Source organism: Pacificimonas sp. ICDLI1SI03, assembly GCF_054740865.1.
This window is the reverse complement of record NZ_JBSQAU010000001.1, coordinates 1,201,586-1,220,641: the sequence shown is the minus strand read 5'-3', so window position 1 is coordinate 1,220,641 and position 19,056 is coordinate 1,201,586. Positions and strand designations below refer to the sequence as shown.

The following is a 19,056-nucleotide window of genomic DNA, read 5'->3' as shown; positions in this document are numbered from 1 at the left end:
GGCTTTACGCCGCAGTACGGCGCCGCAGGTCGTCAAGACACCGGCCAGCGGTCGCGCCATCCCAATATTCTGGCTTTATCGGCGCGGGCGCGTCGGCGGCAAACGCCGCCTTCAGTTCGGAAAGCAGCGTTTCAGCCGTGACCAGCCGGTTGGTGCCCTGCGTGATCGTGATGGGCCGCTCTGTATTGTCCCTCAGGGTCAGGCACGGAATGCCCAGATAGGTCGTTTCCTCCTGCAATCCGCCGCTGTCGGTAATGGCGATGCCCGCGTCTTTCATCAGGGACATGAAGGGCAGATAGCTTTGCGGCGGCACAATCTGGATGCCGGCGTCGGTCAGAACGCTCTCCAGTCCAAACTCCGCCATTTTCCCCTTCGTACGGGGGTGCATGGGGAAAATCAGCGGCACATGCTTCGCCGCCTCCGCCAATTGGTGACATATGGCGGTGAATTTGTCGCGTTCGTCGACGTTGGACGGACGATGCAAAGTCACGATGCCGTACTTTCCGGGGGTCAGACCGAACTTCGCCGCGCTGTTCTCCGCGTCCAGTTTCGGCCGGATGATCTCCAGGCTGTCCAGCATCATATTGCCGACGCGGGTGACGCGGCTGGCGGGAATTCCCTCTGCGGCCAAATTCTCGTCGCCGTCGGGGGAGGGGGTCCACATGACGTCGGACAGCACATCCGTCACCAGGCGATTGATCTCCTCTGGCATGCCGCGATCGCGCGAACGCAGCCCCGCCTCCAGGTGCACGACGGGAATATGAAGCTTTGCCCCCACCATGGCGCAGGCAGCGGTCGAATTGACGTCGCCGACCACAACCAGCCAGTCGGGGCGCTGCTGCATCGCGATCTTTTCATATGCGATCATGACGTTGCCCGTCTGTTCGGCATGGCTGCCGGAGCCGACCCCCATGTGGTGATCCGGCTTCGGCAGACCTAGATCCTCGAAAATGTCGTCGGACATGTTTGCGTCGTAATGCTGCCCGGTGTGGATAAGGACAGGCGTGAAGTCGTCCGCCCCGGCGAGCGCGTGATAAAGCGGCGCGACCTTCATGAAATTGGGCCGGGCGGCGGCGATCAGATGGACGATTGCGGGCATGATCGTAGGGGCCTTCTGATAATGAGAGCGGGACCCCCTATGCGGAGGTAGCGCGAGGCTGTAAACCTGACGGCAACATAATGCCGCTATGCTACGGCAATCTTAAGGGCAATTGCCCGCAATTCGGGTTCAGGCGACCGCCCCATGATCGACAATCTTGCTCTTCTCGCCGCCCACGGAATGATGGCCGTCTTCCTGTGGAAGGTGCTCAAATTCGAGAATGAACAAGCAAGGCAGAAGCGAAAAAATCCGTTGAAAAATCAAACGCGCAAAAATCGCGGACGCTGACCGGCAATGCGCGACCTCCTTCTTCTGGCGATCCTGTTCTCGTTTATCCTGGTGAACTTTCGGCTGCCATATTTCATGGCCCTCGGATATTTGTGGATCGACTTTCTACAGCCGCAGCGTCTCGGCTATTATGTATTCAACCAGATTCCGGTTGCCATGATTCTGGGCGCAGGCGCGTTTCTGTCGTTTCTGTTTCTCGATAAGGAAAAGAAGTTTCGCTTCAGCGCCCTGCAGACGCTCGTTGTTCTGCTGGTTGGGTATATGACTATGTCCACCTACGGGTGGATGGTTGTCCCTGACGGTGCCGTGAAGCTCGACTGGGTAACGAAAGCGCTGCTGTTTTCGGCTTTCATACCGCTCGTCCTGACCACCCGTGTGCGGATCGAAGCCGCGCTTGCGGTCATTCTGTTTTCGATCAGCGCCATTACGCTTTCAGCTGGTGGCAAGGTTCTGATGGGCGGCGGCGGCTATGGATCTTCACTGTTCCTGGTGAACAATAATACTGGGCTTTACGAGGGATCGACCCTGGCAACCACGTCGCTGGCAATCGTACCGCTGCTATGGTGGTTCTACAAATATAACAGCTTCATAAAGCCTTCGAAGGTTACATTCCTGGCCGCTTTGGGGATCACGCTGTCGATGGTGCTGGTCACGATCGGTGCCGAGGCACGAACCGGCCTCGTCGCGATGGCCGCACTGGCTGGGTTCGTGTGGCTGCGGAGCAAGAACAAGATGATCAGCGCAACGGCGCTGGTGCTTGTCGCTCTGATCTCCATACCCTTTCTGCCGCAAAGCTTCACCGACCGCATGTCCACCCTGGAGGCGGTGCAATCGGATCAGTCCGCGTCGACGCGTTTGGCGGTGTGGGATTGGACGCTGGGTTACGTGGCAGCAAACCCGCTTGGGGGCGGCTTTAACGTCTATAAAATCAATAATGTTACTATCGATATGTCGAAAACTACCGGTGAGGCCGGGAACACCGACACGACCAGTTACTCCGTTCAAGACCGCGCGCGCGCATTTCACTCGAGCTATTTCGAAATGCTGGGCGAGCAGGGCATTCCCGGTTTTCTGCTCTGGATCAGTATCGTGGTCCTCGTTTGGATCAGGTCTCGCAACTTGGTGAAGACGGAGCGCAAACTGCAAAAGACGGAGCCGGAGGACAGTCCCCTTTTGAAAGAAAGCGAGTGGTTTCGAACGTTCGGCACGGCGATGTCGACGACGATCCCCGTCTATATGACCGGATCATTGTTCGTCGGCATCGCGCTGCAACCGGCCTTTTATCACTTCGTCGCGCTGACTGTCGCCATGACCTATCTGCGTTCCGATCAAATCGCCGCCGCAAGGAATGTCCCGGTTATCGTCAAGCGGGCCAAACCCGGGGCACGTAATCAAAATACAAAATTGCGCCCCGGCGCGCTGCCTGCCGAATAAGCTATTTGTTCAGGGCGGCGATGAGGGCGTTGGTGAACGCCGGCAGATCGTCGGGATTCCTGCTGGTGATAAGATTGCCGTCGGTTGCCACTTCCTGGTCCACCACCTTGGCGCCAGCGTTCTTCAGGTCGGTGCGAACGGTGGGATAGGACGTGACGGTCTTTCCGTTCACGACGTCTGCTTCAACTAGCATCCACGGAGCGTGACAAATGGCGGCCACCGGCTTTCCTGCCTTAACAAAAGCACGCACCAGATCGACGGCCTGGGATTCGACACGCATGGTATCGGGGTTGGCGACCCCGCCGGGGATCAGGAGGGCGTCGAAATCGGCCGCACTCACATCGCCAAATGTACTATCCACCTCTATTGGATCGGACCAGTCGAGGCCGTCCATTGACCGAATTTCGCCCATCTCCTTCGAGGCCACGACGACTTCGATGCCCGCATCGATCAGGGTACTGCGAGGGTAAAAGAGTTCGGACTTTTCAAAAGCCTCCATGGAGATAATGAGAACACGCTTTGACATATATCAATCCTTTGTAATAAGGGGCTTTTCCCTCAACATGTCGATCGGCTTCTAGTTCCAGGCAGGCGCTGGGAACCCGGATGGCCGGGTCGGCGTTTGCATCATCACCGATGCCCCATCCGATCCCCAAACTCCGTTATGTTGACGACAGCGAACCGGGCCTGACCCGTCGTTGGCGTTATAAATCCTGGCACTATTTTCAGCCTGAGGGGCATCGGGTTACGCAAGAAGACGAGATTCAGCGGTTGAATTCGCTCGCCGTTCCGCCCGCCTATGAAAATGTCTGGTATTGCCGCTGGCCGAACGGACATTTGCAGGCAACCGGTCGCGATGCCCGTGGGCGCAAACAATATCGTTATCATCCGCAATTTCGCGAAGCGCAGGAGGCGGACAAGTTTTCCCGAACCGCAGCCTTTGGTGATGCCCTTCCGGCCATGAGGAAGCAGGTGGAGGCGGATCTGCGCCGCCGGACCCTGTCGCGCGAAAGGATGCTCGCTGCGACCGTGCGATTGCTGGATATTGGCAAGTTGCGGGTGGGAAATGACAGTTATGCAAAGGAAAACGATACGCGGGGCGCGACGACGCTGACGGAGGACGACGCGGTGGTTCGCGGTGACAGCCTTTATCTGGATTTTGTCGGCAAGGGCGGGAAGGCGCGGTGCCTGCGCGTGCAGGATGCGGCGCTGGCGCGTCTTGCCCGGCGCTGCCACGACCTGCCCGGACAGCGCCTGTTCGCCTGGCGCGACGATGATGGCGAGGCGCACAGCGTCAGTTCCTGCGAAGTGAATGACTATATCCGGGCGGCGATGGGCACTGATTTCACGGCCAAGCATTTCCGCACCTGGCATGCCAGTGTGATCGCCTTTCAGCAGATCATCGAGTCAGACGGAGGCCTGACCCTGAAGGCGATGTTGACCCCGGTGGCGGAGCAATTGGGCAACACCATGGCGATCAGCCGTAAATCATATGTGCATCCTGCCTTGATCGCGTGCGTCAAGGAGGACGGGTGCAAGGCGGCAGCGGGGTTGAAACTTCCTCGACGGACGGCTTATCTGTCGGCAAACGAGCGTGGTCTCATTGAATTTCTGAGGCGCGAAGCCGCCTGAACCCCGATCGCGGGGACATGTCCGAGGGGTTCCCGATGCAAGAGAAGATTACTGAACCCGTTTCGCGGGTCACGCAGTCGCTGGATCAGATCGCAGTGTGGGCGCGCGAGGATTCCCAGGATGCCTTGCTTTATGTGGGTGCGGCTGTCGTCCTCTATCTGGTCCTGGTCCTCATACGCGAGGGGCTGAAGAAAATTGCCGGCGATCCTGACCGACACGGCGTTTACAGCTGGCGCGGAATCTTCGCGCGTATCATTCAGCGTACAAACAGTTTTTTCCTCGCGGCGGTGGCGGCCGAGGGTGTGATGCTGACGGCGGATGCGCCCGCTGGTTTCCAGACATTCATCAGTTTCCTCTTTACCGTCGCGACCGTCGTTCAAGGGGCCATCTGGGCGCGCGAATTCGTCCTGGCGGTCATCGCCCGCAAGGCCAATGACCCCCATGGCGACGAATCGACCTTGCAGACCGCAATGGGGATCATTCGTCTGCTCGTGTCGATCATCGTTTGGGCGCTGGCCGTCATCCTGATCCTCGACAATCTGGGTGTCGATATCACGGCACTGGTTGCGGGTCTTGGCGTTGGCGGCATCGCGATCGGCCTTGCGGCACAGGGCATTTTCTCCGACCTGTTCGCCGCCCTGTCGATCATCTTTGACAAGCCCTTCAAGAAAGGGGACGTCATCAATTACGGACAAACGACCGGAACCGTTGAAAATATCGGGTTGAAAACAACGCGCATTCGCGCCCTCGACGGGGAGCAGGTGATCATCTCGAATACCAAGTTGCTGGAAGATAATATCCGCAACTTTGCTCTGTTTCAGCGTCGGCGCGTGATCCTGCAATATGGTGTTACCTACCAGACGACACCCGATCTCCTGGAACAGTTGCAGAAGGAGGTGGAAACCATTGTCGCCAACACGGAGGGTGCCACATTCGACCGCAACCACGCATTTCAGTTTGGTGCCAGTTCGATCGACTATGAGCTTGTTTTCTATTCGGAAAGTGCGGATTACGGCGAAATGATGCAGCGGCGGCAGGATATCATGTTCGCCATGGCGCGACGCTTCGCCGAACTGGACGTCGATTTTGCCTATCCCACGCAGACGCAGTTCCTTGCTGGCCCGGACGGTCGTCCGGTCGACCCCCGTGGCGTTGCGGAGGCAGTCAGCTAAGGGGAGCTTTTGCTGGCCTTTCAGGGGCTGCTGCCGTAAGGGAATTGTCACGAACTTCCACGATGGCAGGACCCAGAAAACTTGGACGATAACACGCCCGTTACCGGCGGCGGCGATGACGATATCCGCCCCATCGACATCACGGAGGAGATGAAGACCTCCTACCTCGATTATGCCATGAGCGTGATCGTCAGCCGGGCGCTGCCCGACGTGCGCGACGGTCTGAAGCCGGTGCACCGGCGTATTATTTATGCCGCATTCGAAAGCGGCTATGTCGCCGGGCGGCCCTATCGCAAGTCGGCGCGTATCGTCGGCGATGTCATGGGTAAATATCACCCCCATGGCGACAGCGCGATCTACGATGCCCTCGTCCGGATGGCGCAGCCCTGGTCGATGCGCGTGCCGCTGGTCGACGGCCAAGGCAATTTCGGTAGCCAGGATCCCGACGCGGCCGCGGCCATGCGCTATACGGAATCGCGGCTTGAGCGCGTGACGGAACAGCTGACCACCGACCTCGACAAGGATACGGTGGACTTCATCGACAATTATGACGGGTCGGAGAGCGAACCGTCTGTCCTGCCGGCGCGATTCCCTAATTTGCTGGTGAACGGCGCGGGCGGCATCGCCGTCGGCATGGCCACCAATATTCCGCCGCATAATCTGGGCGAAGTCATCGATGCTGCGCTGGCCTATATCGAAAATCCGGCGATTACCGCCGAGGAATTGATGGAATTCGTGCCCGCTCCTGATTTTCCCACCGGGGGGTACGTCATGGGGCAGGGCGGCATGGCGTCAGCCTACACGACCGGCCGCGGCAGCGTCATCATGCGGGGGCGTTCGGTCATCGAACAGCGCCCGGGCGGGGCGGAACGCATTGTCTTTACAGAGGTGCCGTTTCAGGTCGGTCTCGACAATCTGGAAGAGAAGATCGCCGATGCGGTAAAGGACAAGCGCATCGAGGGCGTCAGCGAAGTGCGCGACGAATCCAACCGCAACGGCGTGCGCATGGTTATCGAATTGAAGCGGGACGCGTCGGCGGACGTCGTCCTCAATCAGTTATATCGCTATACCCCGGCGCAAACGTCCTTCAGCTTCAACATGCTTGCCATTCGCGGCGGGCGGCCGGAGCTGCTGAACCTTCGCGACATCATCGAGGCGTTCATTCGGTTCCGCGAGGAAGTGATTACCCGCCGGTCCAAGTTCGAGCTCGCCAAGGCGCGGGCGCGGGCACATATCCTGCTCGGCCTGGTCGTTGCCGTCTCGAACATGGACGAGGTGGTGCGCATCATTCGCGGTGCGGCTAGTCCCGCCGTCGCGCGCGACGAGCTGCTTGCCAAGGAATGGGACCTGGCAGAGATCGAGGAATATATCGCTCTCGTCGAAGGTGAGGGGGTGCGCGGCGCGGCGGTCGACGGCGATTCCTATCGTCTGTCCGATGTGCAGGTGAAGGCGATCCTGGATCTGCGCCTTAATCGCCTGACTCAACTCGGCCGTGAAGAGATCGCTGGGGAGCTGAAGGAAATCAGCTACACCATCGAGGATCTGCTCGACATTCTGGGCGATCGGGCCCGGCTTTACAATGTCATGCGCGACGAGCTGATGGAAGTTCGCGACGCCTATGCGACCGAGCGCCGGACCGAAATCCTGCCTTACCTCGACGACATAGACGACGAGGATTTGATCGAGCGGGACGAAATGGTCGTTACCGTGACGATGACCGGCTATATCAAGCGTGTGCCCTTGTCGGTTTATCGGGCGCAGCGGCGCGGCGGCAAGGGTCGCTCGGGTCTCAACATGAAAGACGAGGATGTCGTCACGCAATTGTTCGTGACGTCCACTCACACCCCGGTTCTGTTCTTCTCTTCAGCCGGCAAGGTTTACCGTCTGAAGGTTTGGAAACTGCCGGAGGGCACTCCGCAGTCTCGCGGCCGCGCCATGGCCAATCTGCTGCCGCTGGAGGAGGGGGAGACGATCTCCACGGTCCTGCCGCTGCCCGAAGATGAGGCGGAGTGGGGTGCGTTGAGCGTCATATTCGTTACCAAGAATGGCTCTGCGCGCCGTAACTCCATGGACCAGTTCACGAACATCCCGACGCGAGGGAAACTGGCCATCCGTTTCGACGAAGGGTCGGACGACGCGCTGGTCGGCGTGGCGCTTTGCACAGACGATCAGGATATTTTCCTGGCGACACGCAATGGCAAGGCCATACGCTTTTCGTCCACCGACGTGCGGTCCTTTACCAGCCGCACCTCGACGGGCGTTCGTGCCATTACGCTGAAGGACGATGACAAGGTCATGTCACTGTCCGTGATTTCAGGCGATGACAGTGCCGACATGATCCTGACAGTCAGCCAGAACGGCTTTGGCAAGCAGACCTCATCCAAGGAATATCGTCGTATCAAGCGGGGCGGGCAGGGCGTTGCCAATATCGACATGACGACCAAGACAGGGCCGGTCGTGGCGAGTTTCCCGATTGAGGAAGGCGCGCAGTTGATGCTCGTCACCGACCAGGGCAAACTGATCCGCATACCGACGACCCACGTTCGTATTACCAGCCGTACCACGCAGGGTGTGACGCTGTTCAAGGTGGCGGAGAATGAGAAGATCGTGTCCGCCGCAAAGATCCTGGAAGAAGACGAGGACGAGGACCACTCCGACGATCAGTCGACCGGCACGAAGACGGTAGAGGCGGATTCCTCAATCATCGATACGGAAATTCCGGACGGAGAATAAGTTGGGATAGGGGGCAGCGGCCTACCCAGCCAGTTGCCCCTTGCCGTCACCAATCTCCATTTCGACATTTGCCTCTTCCAACATCGCGCCCCTTGCCCGCCGGGCGGGACGCGGGGGCTTTTCTCCTGCGGGCCATCCCTCCCGCTGCGCGGTGCGGTCCCCGTCGGTTTCTTCGGTCTGGTCGTGAAACAGCATGACCTGAGTTGGAAAGGGCAAATCGATGCTCGCCTCCTTGGCTGCATTATAGACAGCCGCGAGCACACGGGCGCGGGTCATCACCATATCCGTTCTTCTGGAAAGCACCCACCAGCGCATCTTCAGGTTGACCGTACTATCGGCCAATTCCCAGGGGAAGCACTCCGCGGGCGGCTCTATAAGGACTCCGGGCACATCCCGGATAGCCACGCGAAATATCTCCGCAGCGGCAAGCGGATCGTCACCATAGCCGATACCGACAAGATATTCGTCACGACGCTGGGCATGTGCCGTGTTCACGATGACGGCCTTTGTATAAATGTCGCTGTTCGGAATGATGACACGCCGTCCATCATAGGTTTCTATGATCGTGGCACGGCTTTCGACCTGCTCCACGGTGCCCTCGAACTCGTCGACGACGATCTGGTCGCCAATGCCATACGGGCGGCGAATGAGGATCAGCAATCCTGCGAAAAGATTCTGCAATATGTCCTTGAAGGCGAAGCCGATTGCCACCGACCCGACGCCCAAACCCGCCAGCACGTCGCCAGGCTGTACGCTGGGAAAGACGATGGCAGCGGCCGTCAGCAGGGCGGCAATCATAAAGACGCCCTGAACCAACGTGCCGATCAACGTTCCAAGATCGGGGCGTCCCCGGCGCGCGGCAAGCGAGGCAATGCCGCGCTTGACGAGTTTTCCCACAAGCCAGGCAATCAGCAAAAAGATGATGCCAGCAATGATGTTGGGTATCGAACGGTAAAAACCCGCGACGATCTCTCGCAACTGCTCGTTCACCAATTCCGCTGGCTGCCGAATGGTCGCGTCGACGGCATTTGCTGATCGATCCTGTTGAATGACTATTCTCCTCCGACCAGACCATATTCATGCAACGGACGGTGCAGCAGCACGTTGCACGTTCAAGGCGTATTCACCCCGGCCCCTTCATATTAGGGTTTGAGGGTGGCAAAGATACGCCCGCTGAAATTGACGATATTGGAGTCTAGCATATGAAATTCGTATCCCGTTTCGCCCTTGGTGCCGCACTTGCCATGGGCGGACTTTCCGCAACAGTTCTGCCCGCAACGGCGGTAGCTGCGCAGGAGGAAGCCGAAGCCTATTCGCCGGATTTCTCGAGGAAGTTTGTGAAGCCAATTTCAGAAGCTCAGGAAGCGATCCAGGCTGGTGATATGGCCACGGCAACCCAGAAACTGACAGAAGCCGAGGGCGTCGCTGAGAAGCCGGACGACCTTTATTATCTCAATCAGTTCCGCTTCAATATCGCCGACCAGACCGGCGACGCCGCTCTGCGTGAGACCGCGATCAAGGGAATGCTGGATTCAAACAGTGAGGCTATGTCGGCAACCGCCCGTTCCAGCCTGTATCAGGAACTTGGCCGGTTGGCGCTGGAGCGTGGCGACCAAGCCGCGGCAACTCAGTATTTTGAGCAATTGCTGGCTGCGGACCCGGAAAATCCGACGGCTGTGTTCAATGTCGCCGTGATGCAGTTGCAGGCCGGCGATGAGGTGGGCGCAATGCCTCGTTTCCAGCGAGCCATCGAACTGCAGGAAGCCACCGGCGAGCCCGCGGATCCCGCCTGGTACCGTCAGGTGCTGAAGATCGCGTATGACAATCAGCAGGATATTATGCAGCCTTCCTTGTCGCTGGTGCGCGCGCACCCCACCGAGTCGCATTGGCGTGACACGCTGGTACTGTTCCGCGACGGGGCGGAAACGACCGATCAGTCCGATCTCGATGTGTTTCGCCTGATGCACGACACTGGTGCGCTGCAGCCGGAGGGTGAGGTGAATGGTCAGCGTACCCGCAGCGATTATATTGACTATGCGGATACCGCGAACAGCGCAGCCTATGTCGGTGAGGCGAATGCCATCATGGAAGAAGCAAAAGCTGCCGGCGATCCGGGTGCCTCCACCTCCTTCGCGCAGGACGTGAATTCCGTGATCCAGGATCGTCTCGGCAGGGACCGCAGCGAACTGTCTGGTCTTGCAGATGAAGCAGAGGGCGAGGCTACTGGAAGGCTCGCCCTCTCTACGGCCACGGCCTATTTGGGATATGGCGAAAACGAAGAGGCGGCGCGTCTATACCGTCTGGCCATGGAAAAGGGCGGAATCGACGAAGCCGAGGCCAACACCCGCCTGGGCATCGCGCTCACCCGCCAGGGCGATCTTGCCGGCGCCCGCGAGGCCTTCGCAAAGGTTACGGGCGGTACGCAGGGTGGCATCGCACGCTTCTGGGAGGCGCATGTGGACAATCTGGAGTCGCCCGCCGCTGCCGCGCCGACGCCAGCTGCCGCCCCGGCAGCCGCACCGACGCCAGCTCCCGCCCCAGCGCCAGCTAACCCGGATTCAAGCGGTAGCTGAGTAACCTCAGGAGTGGATATTGAGGGGCTGCGCTGAATGGCGCAGCCCCTTTTTTTGGGACTGCAGCGACAAGCCGGCCGTGCGTACACGCTTTCTTGCGATAATCGGTTTATTGCAGGGAGGCGAAGTGGCTCCCATATGGACGACGACACACCTACCATGGCTCCAAATTTGGAGCTGAGAAAGCAGATTTCATGACAAGCGAAACCCTTCCCGTACTTCCCTTGCGCGATATCGTCGTATTCCCGCAGATGATCGTGCCCCTGTTTGTCGGGCGCGACAAATCGGTAAAGGCGCTGGAGGCCGTGATGGCGGGCGATAAGCGCGTGCTTTTGTTGTCGCAGCGAGACGCGTCCGTGGAGGATCCGGATGGCGACGATCTATTCGAGGTGGGAACAGTCGCCACTGTTCTGCAGCTGCTGAAGCTGCCCGATGGGACGGTTAAAGTGCTCGTCGAAGGACAGAAGCGCGCGCAGGTTGAAAGCCTGTCGACCGAAGGGCCGTTCTTCTCGGGTCAGTTCAGCCCCCTGGAAGATGTGGTAGAGGCGAGCGACGAGGTCGAGGCGCTTCAGCGCTCCGCTGGCGAACAGTTCGAGCAATATGTCCGTTTGAACAAGAAAATCGCACCGGAAGTCGTCGTTCAGGTGCAGCAGCTGGACGACCCCGCACGCGCCGCGGATGCAATCGCGTCGAACCTGAACGTCAAGATTCCCGACAAGCAGAAACTACTCGCCGAGCCGGATGCCGGTAAGCGTCTGGAGATGGTTCTGGGCCTGATGGAGGGCGAGCTTGGTGTCCTGCAGGTCGAGAAAAAGATCAAAGGCCGCGTCAAGCGTCAGATGGAGAAGACGCAGCGCGAATATTATCTGAACGAGCAGATGAAGGCGATCCAGCGTGAGCTGGAGGGCGACGACGACGTCGATGAAATCTCGGAATATGAGGAAAAGCTGGTCGAGGCGCGCCTGCCCAAGGAAGCGCTGGAGAAGGCCACGGCCGAGCTGAAAAAGCTGAAATCGATGGCGGCGCAGTCTGCGGAATCGACGGTTGTTCGCAACTATCTGGATGTCCTGCTGGGCCTGCCCTGGACGAAGAAGAGCCGCACGCGCAAGGATCTGATCGAGGCGGAGCGCATTTTGGACGAGGACCATTATGGTCTGGAAAAGGTAAAAGAGCGGATTATCGAATATCTGGCGGTGCAGACCCGCGCCAAGAAGGTCAGGGGGCCGATCCTGTGCCTCGTCGGCCCGCCCGGCGTCGGCAAGACCTCGCTGGGTCGTTCCATCGCGAAGGCGACCGGCCGCAAATTCATTCGCCAATCGCTGGGCGGCGTTCGCGACGAAGCGGAAATCCGTGGCCACAGGCGCACCTATATTGGGTCCATGCCTGGCAAGGTTCTGCAGAACATGAAAAAGGCGGGTACGTCGAATCCACTGTTCCTGCTGGATGAAATCGACAAGCTCGGGCAGGATTTCCGGGGCGATCCGTCCTCTGCCTTGCTTGAGGTCCTGGACCCGGAGCAGAATTCGAAATTCAACGATCACTATCTGGAGGTCGATTATGATCTGTCGAACGTAATGTTCGTCACGACGGCCAATTCGCTGAACATGCCTCAGCCGCTGCTCGATCGGATGGAGATCATTCGGTTGTCGGGATACACTGAGGACGAGAAGGTCGAGATTGCCAAGTCGCACCTTCTGCCCAAGCAGATCAAGGAACACGGCCTGAAGAAGGGCGAGTTCGCCCTTGAGGATGACGCACTGCGCGACCTGATCCGCTATTATACGCGCGAGGCGGGCGTTCGCACGCTGGAGCGGGAAATCGCGCGACTGGCGCGCAAATCCTTGCGCCAGATCATCGAGAACGCCACCGAAAGCGTGACGGTCACGACAGATAATCTGGGCGAATATGCCGGGGTTCGGAAGTTCCGCTTCGGCGCAAGCGAGGAAGAGGATCAGATCGGCGCGGTGACAGGGCTGGCCTGGACGGAGGTCGGCGGCGAATTGCTGACTCTGGAGGCGGTTACGGTACCCGGCAAGGGGCAGATCCGGACAACGGGCAAGCTGGGCGACGTGATGAAGGAGTCGATTCAGGCCGCGCTGAGCTTCATCAAGGCGCGCGCGCCGGAATATGGCATAAAGCCCGATATTTTTCAGCGTCGGGACATTCACGTTCATGTTCCTGAAGGAGCAACGCCCAAGGATGGTCCGTCCGCCGGTGTCGGCATGGTCACGGCCATTATCTCCACGCTGACCGACATTCCCGTTCGCAAGGATGTGGCAATGACGGGTGAGGTCACACTGAGGGGCCGCGTCCTGCCCATCGGCGGGTTGAAGGAAAAGCTGCTTGCTGCCCTGCGCGGCGGTATCAAGACGGTTCTGATCCCGGCGGAGAATGAGAAGGATCTGGCAGAGATCCCCAAGAACATCACGGAAGGGCTGGACATTCATCCGGTCAGCCATGTCGATCAGGTGCTGGAACTGGCCCTGACGGCACCATTGGAGGCGATCGAGTGGATAGAGCCGGAGACACTTGCCACCGAGCCTGACCCCCAGGCGCCGTCAATTCGGCATTAAGCGCCACGAATTATTCCGGGAAAGCCTTTGACTTGCAGCGGGCCGGGACGTTTAAGGTTCCCGCCGCTGCAGGAGCGGCCGGTGTGTATGAAGGGGAGTGTTGATGAACAAGCAGGAGTTGATCGCCTCGGTAGCGGATCAGGCGGGGATCGGCCGTGCCGATGCGGGTAAGGCGGTAGACGCAGTGTTCGACAGTATACAGTCTGCATTGAAGTCCGGGGATGAAGTCCGCCTAGTCGGATTTGGAACTTTCTCGACAGCGCTGCGCAAAGCGTCGACGGGGCGCAACCCGCGCACCGGCGAACCGATGCAGATCAAAGAATCGACCCAACCGAAATTCAAGGCTGGCAAAGGCCTTAAGGACGCGGTCAACTAAACTATCCAAATGCCAGGGCCGGCCTGTTGCTTGTGGACGCGTCGCAGCCTTGGCATTATACGCGCCAGCTTCTGACATATGTGGGCGCGTAGCTCAGCGGTAGAGCACTGCCTTCACACGGCAGGGGTCGCAAGTTCGAACCTTGCCGCGCCCACCATGATTTCAGTGATTTAGCCTGCGATCACCTGCCTGCTAAATCTGCATCCCTCTCGCCGCACATATGTGGCTCAGGCATCCTGGCGTTGCGGACCCGGGCAGGGTTCCGTTCAATCCACTTCGTCGACCGCCCGTTTCCTTTAAATTTCGGTCTCTGCCGTCCGTTTGACCGGAACGGCTAGCTTGCCCGTGTTACCGACGACGAGCCTCTAATCTTTCCTTGAGCAGGTGGTTTGGCCCCGCTCAGCCCGGTTCGGGAATAGCCTCCAAACTGGTTCAGCCGCGGCGGCGCGGAACGATCAGGCATCGCGTCTATTGGCTAGCGGATCCTTCAGTTTGATTGAGTGGTACAAATATATGTCCAAAATGATCTAAGTTAATGCATCATTTCAGGATAAGCCGTAAGTAGCTTTTTGTGACTGTAAATCATATTTTTGCGCGGTGTTACTTAAGATGAAGGTGAATTCCTATCCAACAGTGACTGCAGTTATACCTTGTTTCAACGCGTCGAAGACTATTGAAAGATGTCTTCGAAGTGTTGCTTCACAAAGTATACCTTTTGACCAGATATTGGTTTGCGATGATGGGTCCACCGACGGAACTGCTGATGTTGTCAAATCCGCCGCAATTTCCCTTGGAATTAAAATAACCTTACTGCGGCAGGAGCATGCTGGCGTTGCAAATGCGCGGAACCATGCGGTTTCGCACGCACATTGTGATTTCGTGAGCTTTGTCGATGCAGATGATGAATATCACGCGGACACTTTAGCCAGCCTTAAGTCTATTCATTCGAAAAACAAAGATGCCGTCGTTTGTTTCGGTGACGCGCTGCGCCGCGAAAACGGCACAATAGGAAATCAAAGTTATTTGCGTCCGAAGCTGGTTGAAGAGGGCGTGGATTTCATCCGTGACGGAAGCTCCCTCAAGCTGGTGGATCCCTTTCGGCAGCTGCTTCCGGGCGCATTCATCGCGCCTGGAACGTTCATGATCAGGCGGGATGCGTTTCCGGCGGCAGGGCCCTGCGATCCGAAACTGCCCTCGGCAGTCGATCGGGACATGTTTCTGAATGTCGCGCTGCATTGCTCAGGGCCTTGGGCCTTCACGTGGGCAAAACTGGCGACAATCCATTATCAGTCGAACAGCCTCAGCTCTCGCGACAATGCTATACGCCATTCGATGAATGCTCTGAACGTACTGGAAAAGTATAGAAACTTTTTGCCTGAGAAGGGTGCGCACCTGGAAATTCTGTTGGGCGCTGAAAAAGAAAGTATGGAAAAGGCGCTTTATTGGGCAAGCGCCAAGGGGCCCTCTTTTGTTCATCGAACCTTTTTGGCCATTCCCTCGCGGCATAAGGATGCTGAGGCATATTTTTTATATGGAAGGCGGCTAATCGAGAGTCTTCTCCGGGCACCGCTAAATCGACCCCTCTCCGAAAGAACAAATTTCCTCGATACCCTTCGCAGAACGCCTGTGGGTCGTCAGGCGGCGGGGGCACAAGAGTGTGAGGTTGCCAGTGACCGCTAGGGACATGGGTTCACGCGTCGGCAAATCGCTGGTCATTATGATCAGCCAAGCTGAAATGAAGGAAGATGGCGCAACCTGCTCCATCCCCGCGATTGTGGAGAACCGCCGCGTGCTTTTTCACGTGCCGGTTTCTAGAGTAACGCAACGCCAGATTTCCCCAATGGACAAGCAGGGCATGAAAGTAGTTCTGAAGGAAAATTTGAGGACCATCAGAAAAGTAATGCAGGAGGCGCTTGCGAAGCGCGGCGTGTCTTATTCCGATTTCATCGTTGTGGAAGCGTCATCGCAGAGATCCGTCGTTGCGGTTTGATTGCCATAGTCGTTCGCTCTTCATGGATGTTATTTTGGCAGAAATCTGGGCAAGGCGCGCTATTCCCGGCGGGAGCGGAGGATGCCTGTAATGGGCGGCATATATTGTAGATGAATCCCCTTGTTGCCACTCCTCATGACGTCGCGGTCGTGATTCCATGCTTCAATGCCGCGCCCTATTTGGCTCAGGCCGTCGGCTCTGTCCTGGAGCAAACGCTCCCCCCTTCTGAAATCATCATCGCCGACAACGGGTCTTCGGATGACAGTCTGAAGATTGCCTGTGCCCTTCGCGCTCTTTCCGATAAGATCGCTGTAGTCGAGGTAAAGGAGAAGGGCGCCCCCGCCGCGAGAAATACTGGATTTGCGTGTACAAGTTCAGAACATGTCATGTTCATGGATGCCGACGATGTGCTTGGGCCGAACGTACTGAGCGAGCTTTCAAGCCTCCTTCGTATCCAGCCCGGTATAGCAACAGGTAGCTGGTGTCGCCTTCAGTTGGAGGATGATGATTGGATGGTTCGGCCTCCGTCCTGTGCACCACGAAGGCGGGGCGATGACCCGATCTCGGCGTGGCTAAGGGGCTGGTACATTCCCCCTTGTGGTGTGCTGTGGTCGCGAGACGCTTTCCTTCACAGCGGGGGATGGAATCAGAGGCTCAAAGTCAATCAGGACGGGGAACTGATGATGCGGGCCTTCGCACGCGGTACGTCGCTGCAGTTCAGCGGGGACTGCATCTCCCTGTATCGCAGAGTGCCGGAGGGGGGCCAGCAGTCGGTCAGCAGCCAGCGAAACGAGCGGGATGGATTGCATAGCCGCGCGAGCAGTCTCCTCGAAATCAGAGAGGCGATCGAGGCGGCGGGGAGGTTCCAGGAATGTCGGGCCGCTCTATCCGACGCCTATTGGCTGCTTGCCAAGGATGCCGCATCCGTAGATCCCGCCATCGCTGTGGATTTCAAGGATAAGGCGTCGAACCTGCTGCCCTTGGGCGAGCGGCTACGGAAAATTGGTGGGCGCTCTTCGAAGCCTCGGAGCTTGCCTGAACCAGCCGACGGTTCAGTTTATGGACGCGCCCCGGAATGGGGATTGGAAACCGCCGCACGCATCCCGGCCAGCTCTTCTTCGACGCTGGTAACTGCTAATCCGACCAAACTTCCCCGTGTCAGTGTCATCATACCGACCTATGCCCGCCCAGATGAACTGCGACGTGCAATGCGTAGCGTCCTGGGCCAGAGCATGGCGGATTTCGAACTCCTGGTCGTGGACGATGAACCGTCCGCGGCTATCGAAGCGCTGGTGACCAGTTTCGACGATGCGCGCATTCGATATATCCCCCAGCCGGAAAACATGGGCGTAGCTGCCGCACGCAACAGGGGTTTGAGAGAGGCACGCGCCGCCCTGGTGTGCTTTCTCGATGACGATGATGAATGGCTGCAGGACAAATTAAGCCTTCAACTGGCCATGATGGATGAGCAATCATGTGACGTCGGTATGCTGTACACAGGTTCGCTGACCTACAAATCGGAGGATACCATCTTGCGCGATGAAGCGTGTCAGCAAGGTGATCTGTACGACACGCTTCTTCTGAAGAACATTTTGCATGGGGCACCCTCCAGCGGAATGGTGCGGCGTTCCGTTTCAGCAGACGTAGGGTTTTTTGACACTGATCTGCTGGCCATAGAAGATCATGATTATTGGACCCGGATTGCACGCAAGTACAAGATCGCATGCGTCAGCGAACCCCTAATCATCCATCATGATGAGCAAGAAGGTGGGACCGGGGAGCGTCGCTCGCGTCACGCAGAACGAAATCGAAAAGCGCGGGATCAATATTTCGCCAAGCACAAGGATGCGCTGAAACGACATTCATTGGCGCATGAATATTTACTGGAAAGTGTGGATCGAACAATGCGTCCGTCCGTTCGAAACCCGTCTGCCGGGCGACGCCTGGCATTTAATGCGTTTCGCCAAAAGCCTTTCGATAAAAGAACCGTTTCGGTCCTCGCCTCTCTTTTGGTGCCTGACACGATTAAAAGGCCATTCAAGCCCCGGAGAACGTCATGATAAACGCCAATTCGAAAATCCGCGTGCTTTACGTCGTCCGAGAATTTCCACAGCTTTCACAAACCTATGTGAAGAATGAGCTGAAAGCTTTGGGTGATGAATACGAGGTGGCGATCCTGTCGATGAAGCCGGCCGATCGCCCGTATAAGAACCACCTGCCTTTCACGGCCCTGGAGTCCGCGGATCAAGCCGTGGAATTCGGCCAGGAATTCAAACCCGACGTCATCCATGGCCATTATTTCTTTGGCGTCGAATTGGTTGCGGAAATAGCCCAGCGGCTGGGCGTACCCTATACGATCCGTTCCCACTCATTCGACGTGCTTCCCCTTCGTCCGCGCGGATTAAAACCACGCATCAAAAAGCTGGTGGGACGTCCCGATGCGCTACATGGATCTGCCGATCGCATCCGAAGAGCGCTCCCCCTGCTGAACGACGACCAATGTCTGGGAGTTCTTGGTTTTCCCTTTCAGCGCCCGTGGCTGATCCGCGAGGGGGTAGCCGAAGGTAAGATTATCGACTGCTTTCCCGTCGTTGATGTCGAAAGTTTTCGCGATCGCTCCCCCAATGGCGATGCGATAATGAATACCGGGGTGGTAACGCCGAAAAAACAGATGGATGATTTCATAGAACTGGCCGCCTCAATGCCCAGCCGGCAGTTCAATCTCTATCCAGTCGGCTATCATTCCGAACGTCTGGAAGACGTGAACAAGGCGCATGGCAGCCCGGTCCACTTTAGTGAGCTTTTGGAACCGGAAGAGATGCCCCCCGAATATAAGAAGCATCAATGGCTTGTTTATACCGCGAATTTCGACATGGCGACAGTCGGATGGCCCATGGCGATCGCAGAGGCGCAGGCGGCAGGCGTCGGCGTCTGCATGGCAAATATCAGGCCGGATCTGAAGCAATATATCGGCGATGCCGGCTTCCTGTTCGACACCATCGACGAGGCACGAAAGATCATCAGCCAGCCGGTTCCTGAGGACATACGCGAGGCTGGCTTCGTTCAGGCCGAAAAATCCAACATTAATAACCATATATCTTTGCTGACCGACCTATGGCCGACGAACCGCGTGGAAGCTATTGCGGCGTGAGGATTCGGGCGGCGATGCCGATGATCGCAGAACAT

The 19,056-nt window shown here is 57.9% G+C and carries 15 protein-coding genes and 1 tRNA gene; 13 read left to right on the top strand and 3 right to left on the bottom strand.

The genetic code is table 11. From position 1 onward, the window contains the following. Positions 1-4: 4 nt before the first annotated feature. Positions 5-1,099, bottom strand: coding sequence for a non-hydrolyzing UDP-N-acetylglucosamine 2-epimerase (gene wecB / locus ACSMXM_RS06065; RefSeq protein ID WP_460314870.1), 1,095 nt, complete (start codon positions 1,097-1,099; stop codon positions 5-7). A 144-nt stretch (positions 1,100-1,243) separates the two neighbouring features. On the opposite strand from wecB, the gene ACSMXM_RS06060 reads away from it, so the two are divergent. Both ACSMXM_RS06060 and ACSMXM_RS06055 read left to right on the top strand, forming a co-directional pair. Then, positions 1,244-1,387, top strand: coding sequence for a hypothetical protein (locus ACSMXM_RS06060; protein ID WP_460314868.1), 144 nt, complete (start codon positions 1,244-1,246; stop codon positions 1,385-1,387). Between the two features lie 6 nt (positions 1,388-1,393). Next, positions 1,394-2,821 (top strand): DUF5935 domain-containing protein, encoded by a 1,428-nt coding sequence (locus ACSMXM_RS06055; protein ID WP_460314866.1) that lies wholly within the window; start codon positions 1,394-1,396, stop codon positions 2,819-2,821. 1 nt (position 2,822) lies between these two features. Here the strand turns inward: ACSMXM_RS06055 and ACSMXM_RS06050 are convergent, their stop codons facing one another. Then, positions 2,823-3,347, bottom strand: a complete 525-nt coding sequence (locus tag ACSMXM_RS06050; RefSeq protein WP_460314864.1) for a type 1 glutamine amidotransferase domain-containing protein — start codon at positions 3,345-3,347, stop codon at positions 2,823-2,825. A 110-nt stretch (positions 3,348-3,457) separates the two neighbouring features. Between ACSMXM_RS06050 and ACSMXM_RS06045 the strand changes: the two genes are divergently transcribed. From ACSMXM_RS06045 to gyrA, 3 genes are all read left to right on the top strand, one after another. Beyond that, positions 3,458-4,453, top strand: a complete 996-nt coding sequence (locus ACSMXM_RS06045) for a DNA topoisomerase IB (RefSeq protein ID WP_460314862.1) — start codon at positions 3,458-3,460, stop codon at positions 4,451-4,453. 35 nt (positions 4,454-4,488) lie between these two features. Continuing rightward, positions 4,489-5,625 carry a mechanosensitive ion channel family protein gene (locus tag ACSMXM_RS06040; protein ID WP_460314860.1) on the top strand — a complete coding sequence of 379 codons (1,137 nt, stop codon included), beginning with the start codon at positions 4,489-4,491 and terminating at the stop codon, positions 5,623-5,625. A gap of 150 nt (positions 5,626-5,775) precedes the next feature. Continuing rightward, a complete protein-coding gene (gyrA, locus tag ACSMXM_RS06035; RefSeq protein ID WP_460316362.1) occupies positions 5,776-8,358 on the top strand; it encodes a DNA gyrase subunit A in 2,583 nt (860 codons plus the stop codon). Positions 8,359-8,379: 21 nt separating this feature from the next. On the opposite strand, the gene ACSMXM_RS06030 is transcribed toward gyrA, so the two are convergent. Further along, a complete protein-coding gene (locus ACSMXM_RS06030; protein ID WP_460314858.1) occupies positions 8,380-9,348 on the bottom strand; it encodes a mechanosensitive ion channel family protein in 969 nt (322 codons plus the stop codon). A 212-nt stretch (positions 9,349-9,560) separates the two neighbouring features. Between ACSMXM_RS06030 and ACSMXM_RS06025 the strand changes: the two genes are divergently transcribed. The 8 genes from ACSMXM_RS06025 to ACSMXM_RS05990 all read left to right on the top strand — a co-directional run bounded on the left by ACSMXM_RS06025 (position 9,561) and on the right by ACSMXM_RS05990 (position 19,021). After that, on the top strand, positions 9,561-10,931 hold the full coding sequence (locus ACSMXM_RS06025) for a tetratricopeptide repeat protein (protein ID WP_460314856.1): 1,371 nt from the start codon (positions 9,561-9,563) through the stop codon (positions 10,929-10,931). A gap of 194 nt (positions 10,932-11,125) precedes the next feature. Further along, positions 11,126-13,504 carry an endopeptidase La gene (lon, locus tag ACSMXM_RS06020; RefSeq protein WP_460314854.1) on the top strand — a complete coding sequence of 793 codons (2,379 nt, stop codon included), beginning with the start codon at positions 11,126-11,128 and terminating at the stop codon, positions 13,502-13,504. Positions 13,505-13,607: 103 nt separating this feature from the next. Then, positions 13,608-13,880 carry an HU family DNA-binding protein gene (locus tag ACSMXM_RS06015; protein WP_460314852.1) on the top strand — a complete coding sequence of 91 codons (273 nt, stop codon included), beginning with the start codon at positions 13,608-13,610 and terminating at the stop codon, positions 13,878-13,880. An 82-nt stretch (positions 13,881-13,962) separates the two neighbouring features. Continuing rightward, positions 13,963-14,037: transfer RNA gene (locus ACSMXM_RS06010), tRNA-Val, on the top strand. Positions 14,038-14,489: 452 nt separating this feature from the next. Further along, positions 14,490-15,560 carry a glycosyltransferase family A protein gene (locus ACSMXM_RS06005; RefSeq protein WP_460314850.1) on the top strand — a complete coding sequence of 357 codons (1,071 nt, stop codon included), beginning with the start codon at positions 14,490-14,492 and terminating at the stop codon, positions 15,558-15,560. A gap of 4 nt (positions 15,561-15,564) precedes the next feature. Further along, complete coding sequence (locus ACSMXM_RS06000; protein WP_460314848.1) at positions 15,565-15,870, top strand: hypothetical protein; 306 nt, start codon at positions 15,565-15,567, stop codon at positions 15,868-15,870. 110 nt (positions 15,871-15,980) lie between these two features. Further along, the gene (locus ACSMXM_RS05995; protein WP_460314847.1) at positions 15,981-17,930 is read left to right on the top strand and encodes a glycosyltransferase; all 1,950 of its coding nucleotides are present in this window, start codon (positions 15,981-15,983) and stop codon (positions 17,928-17,930) included. Next, positions 17,927-19,021 carry a glycosyltransferase gene (locus tag ACSMXM_RS05990; protein ID WP_460314845.1) on the top strand — a complete coding sequence of 365 codons (1,095 nt, stop codon included), beginning with the start codon at positions 17,927-17,929 and terminating at the stop codon, positions 19,019-19,021. Before ACSMXM_RS05995 ends, ACSMXM_RS05990 begins: the two co-directional genes overlap by 4 nt. Positions 19,022-19,056 lie beyond the last annotated feature (35 nt).

Bases quoted from the DNA above. Each gene is read 5' to 3' on its own strand.
- ACSMXM_RS06060 (WP_460314868.1), top strand. From the start codon at position 1,244: ATGATCGACAATCTTGCTCTTCTCGCCGCCCACGGAATGATGGCCGTC.
- ACSMXM_RS06045 (WP_460314862.1), top strand. From the start codon at position 3,458: ATGCCCCATCCGATCCCCAAACTCCGTTATGTTGACGACAGCGAACCG.
- gyrA (WP_460316362.1), top strand. From the start codon at position 5,776: ATGAAGACCTCCTACCTCGATTATGCCATGAGCGTGATCGTCAGCCGG.
- ACSMXM_RS06015 (WP_460314852.1), top strand. From the start codon at position 13,608: ATGAACAAGCAGGAGTTGATCGCCTCGGTAGCGGATCAGGCGGGGATC.
- wecB (WP_460314870.1), bottom strand. From the start codon at position 1,099: ATGCCCGCAATCGTCCATCTGATCGCCGCCGCCCGGCCCAATTTCATG.
- ACSMXM_RS06005 (WP_460314850.1), top strand. From the start codon at position 14,490: ATGAAGGTGAATTCCTATCCAACAGTGACTGCAGTTATACCTTGTTTC.
- ACSMXM_RS06025 (WP_460314856.1), top strand. From the start codon at position 9,561: ATGAAATTCGTATCCCGTTTCGCCCTTGGTGCCGCACTTGCCATGGGC.
- ACSMXM_RS06055 (WP_460314866.1), top strand. From the start codon at position 1,394: ATGCGCGACCTCCTTCTTCTGGCGATCCTGTTCTCGTTTATCCTGGTG.
- ACSMXM_RS05995 (WP_460314847.1), top strand. From the start codon at position 15,981: ATGAATCCCCTTGTTGCCACTCCTCATGACGTCGCGGTCGTGATTCCA.
- ACSMXM_RS06040 (WP_460314860.1), top strand. From the start codon at position 4,489: ATGCAAGAGAAGATTACTGAACCCGTTTCGCGGGTCACGCAGTCGCTG.
- lon (WP_460314854.1), top strand. From the start codon at position 11,126: ATGACAAGCGAAACCCTTCCCGTACTTCCCTTGCGCGATATCGTCGTA.
- ACSMXM_RS06000 (WP_460314848.1), top strand. From the start codon at position 15,565: ATGGGTTCACGCGTCGGCAAATCGCTGGTCATTATGATCAGCCAAGCT.
- ACSMXM_RS05990 (WP_460314845.1), top strand. From the start codon at position 17,927: ATGATAAACGCCAATTCGAAAATCCGCGTGCTTTACGTCGTCCGAGAA.
- ACSMXM_RS06050 (WP_460314864.1), bottom strand. From the start codon at position 3,347: ATGTCAAAGCGTGTTCTCATTATCTCCATGGAGGCTTTTGAAAAGTCC.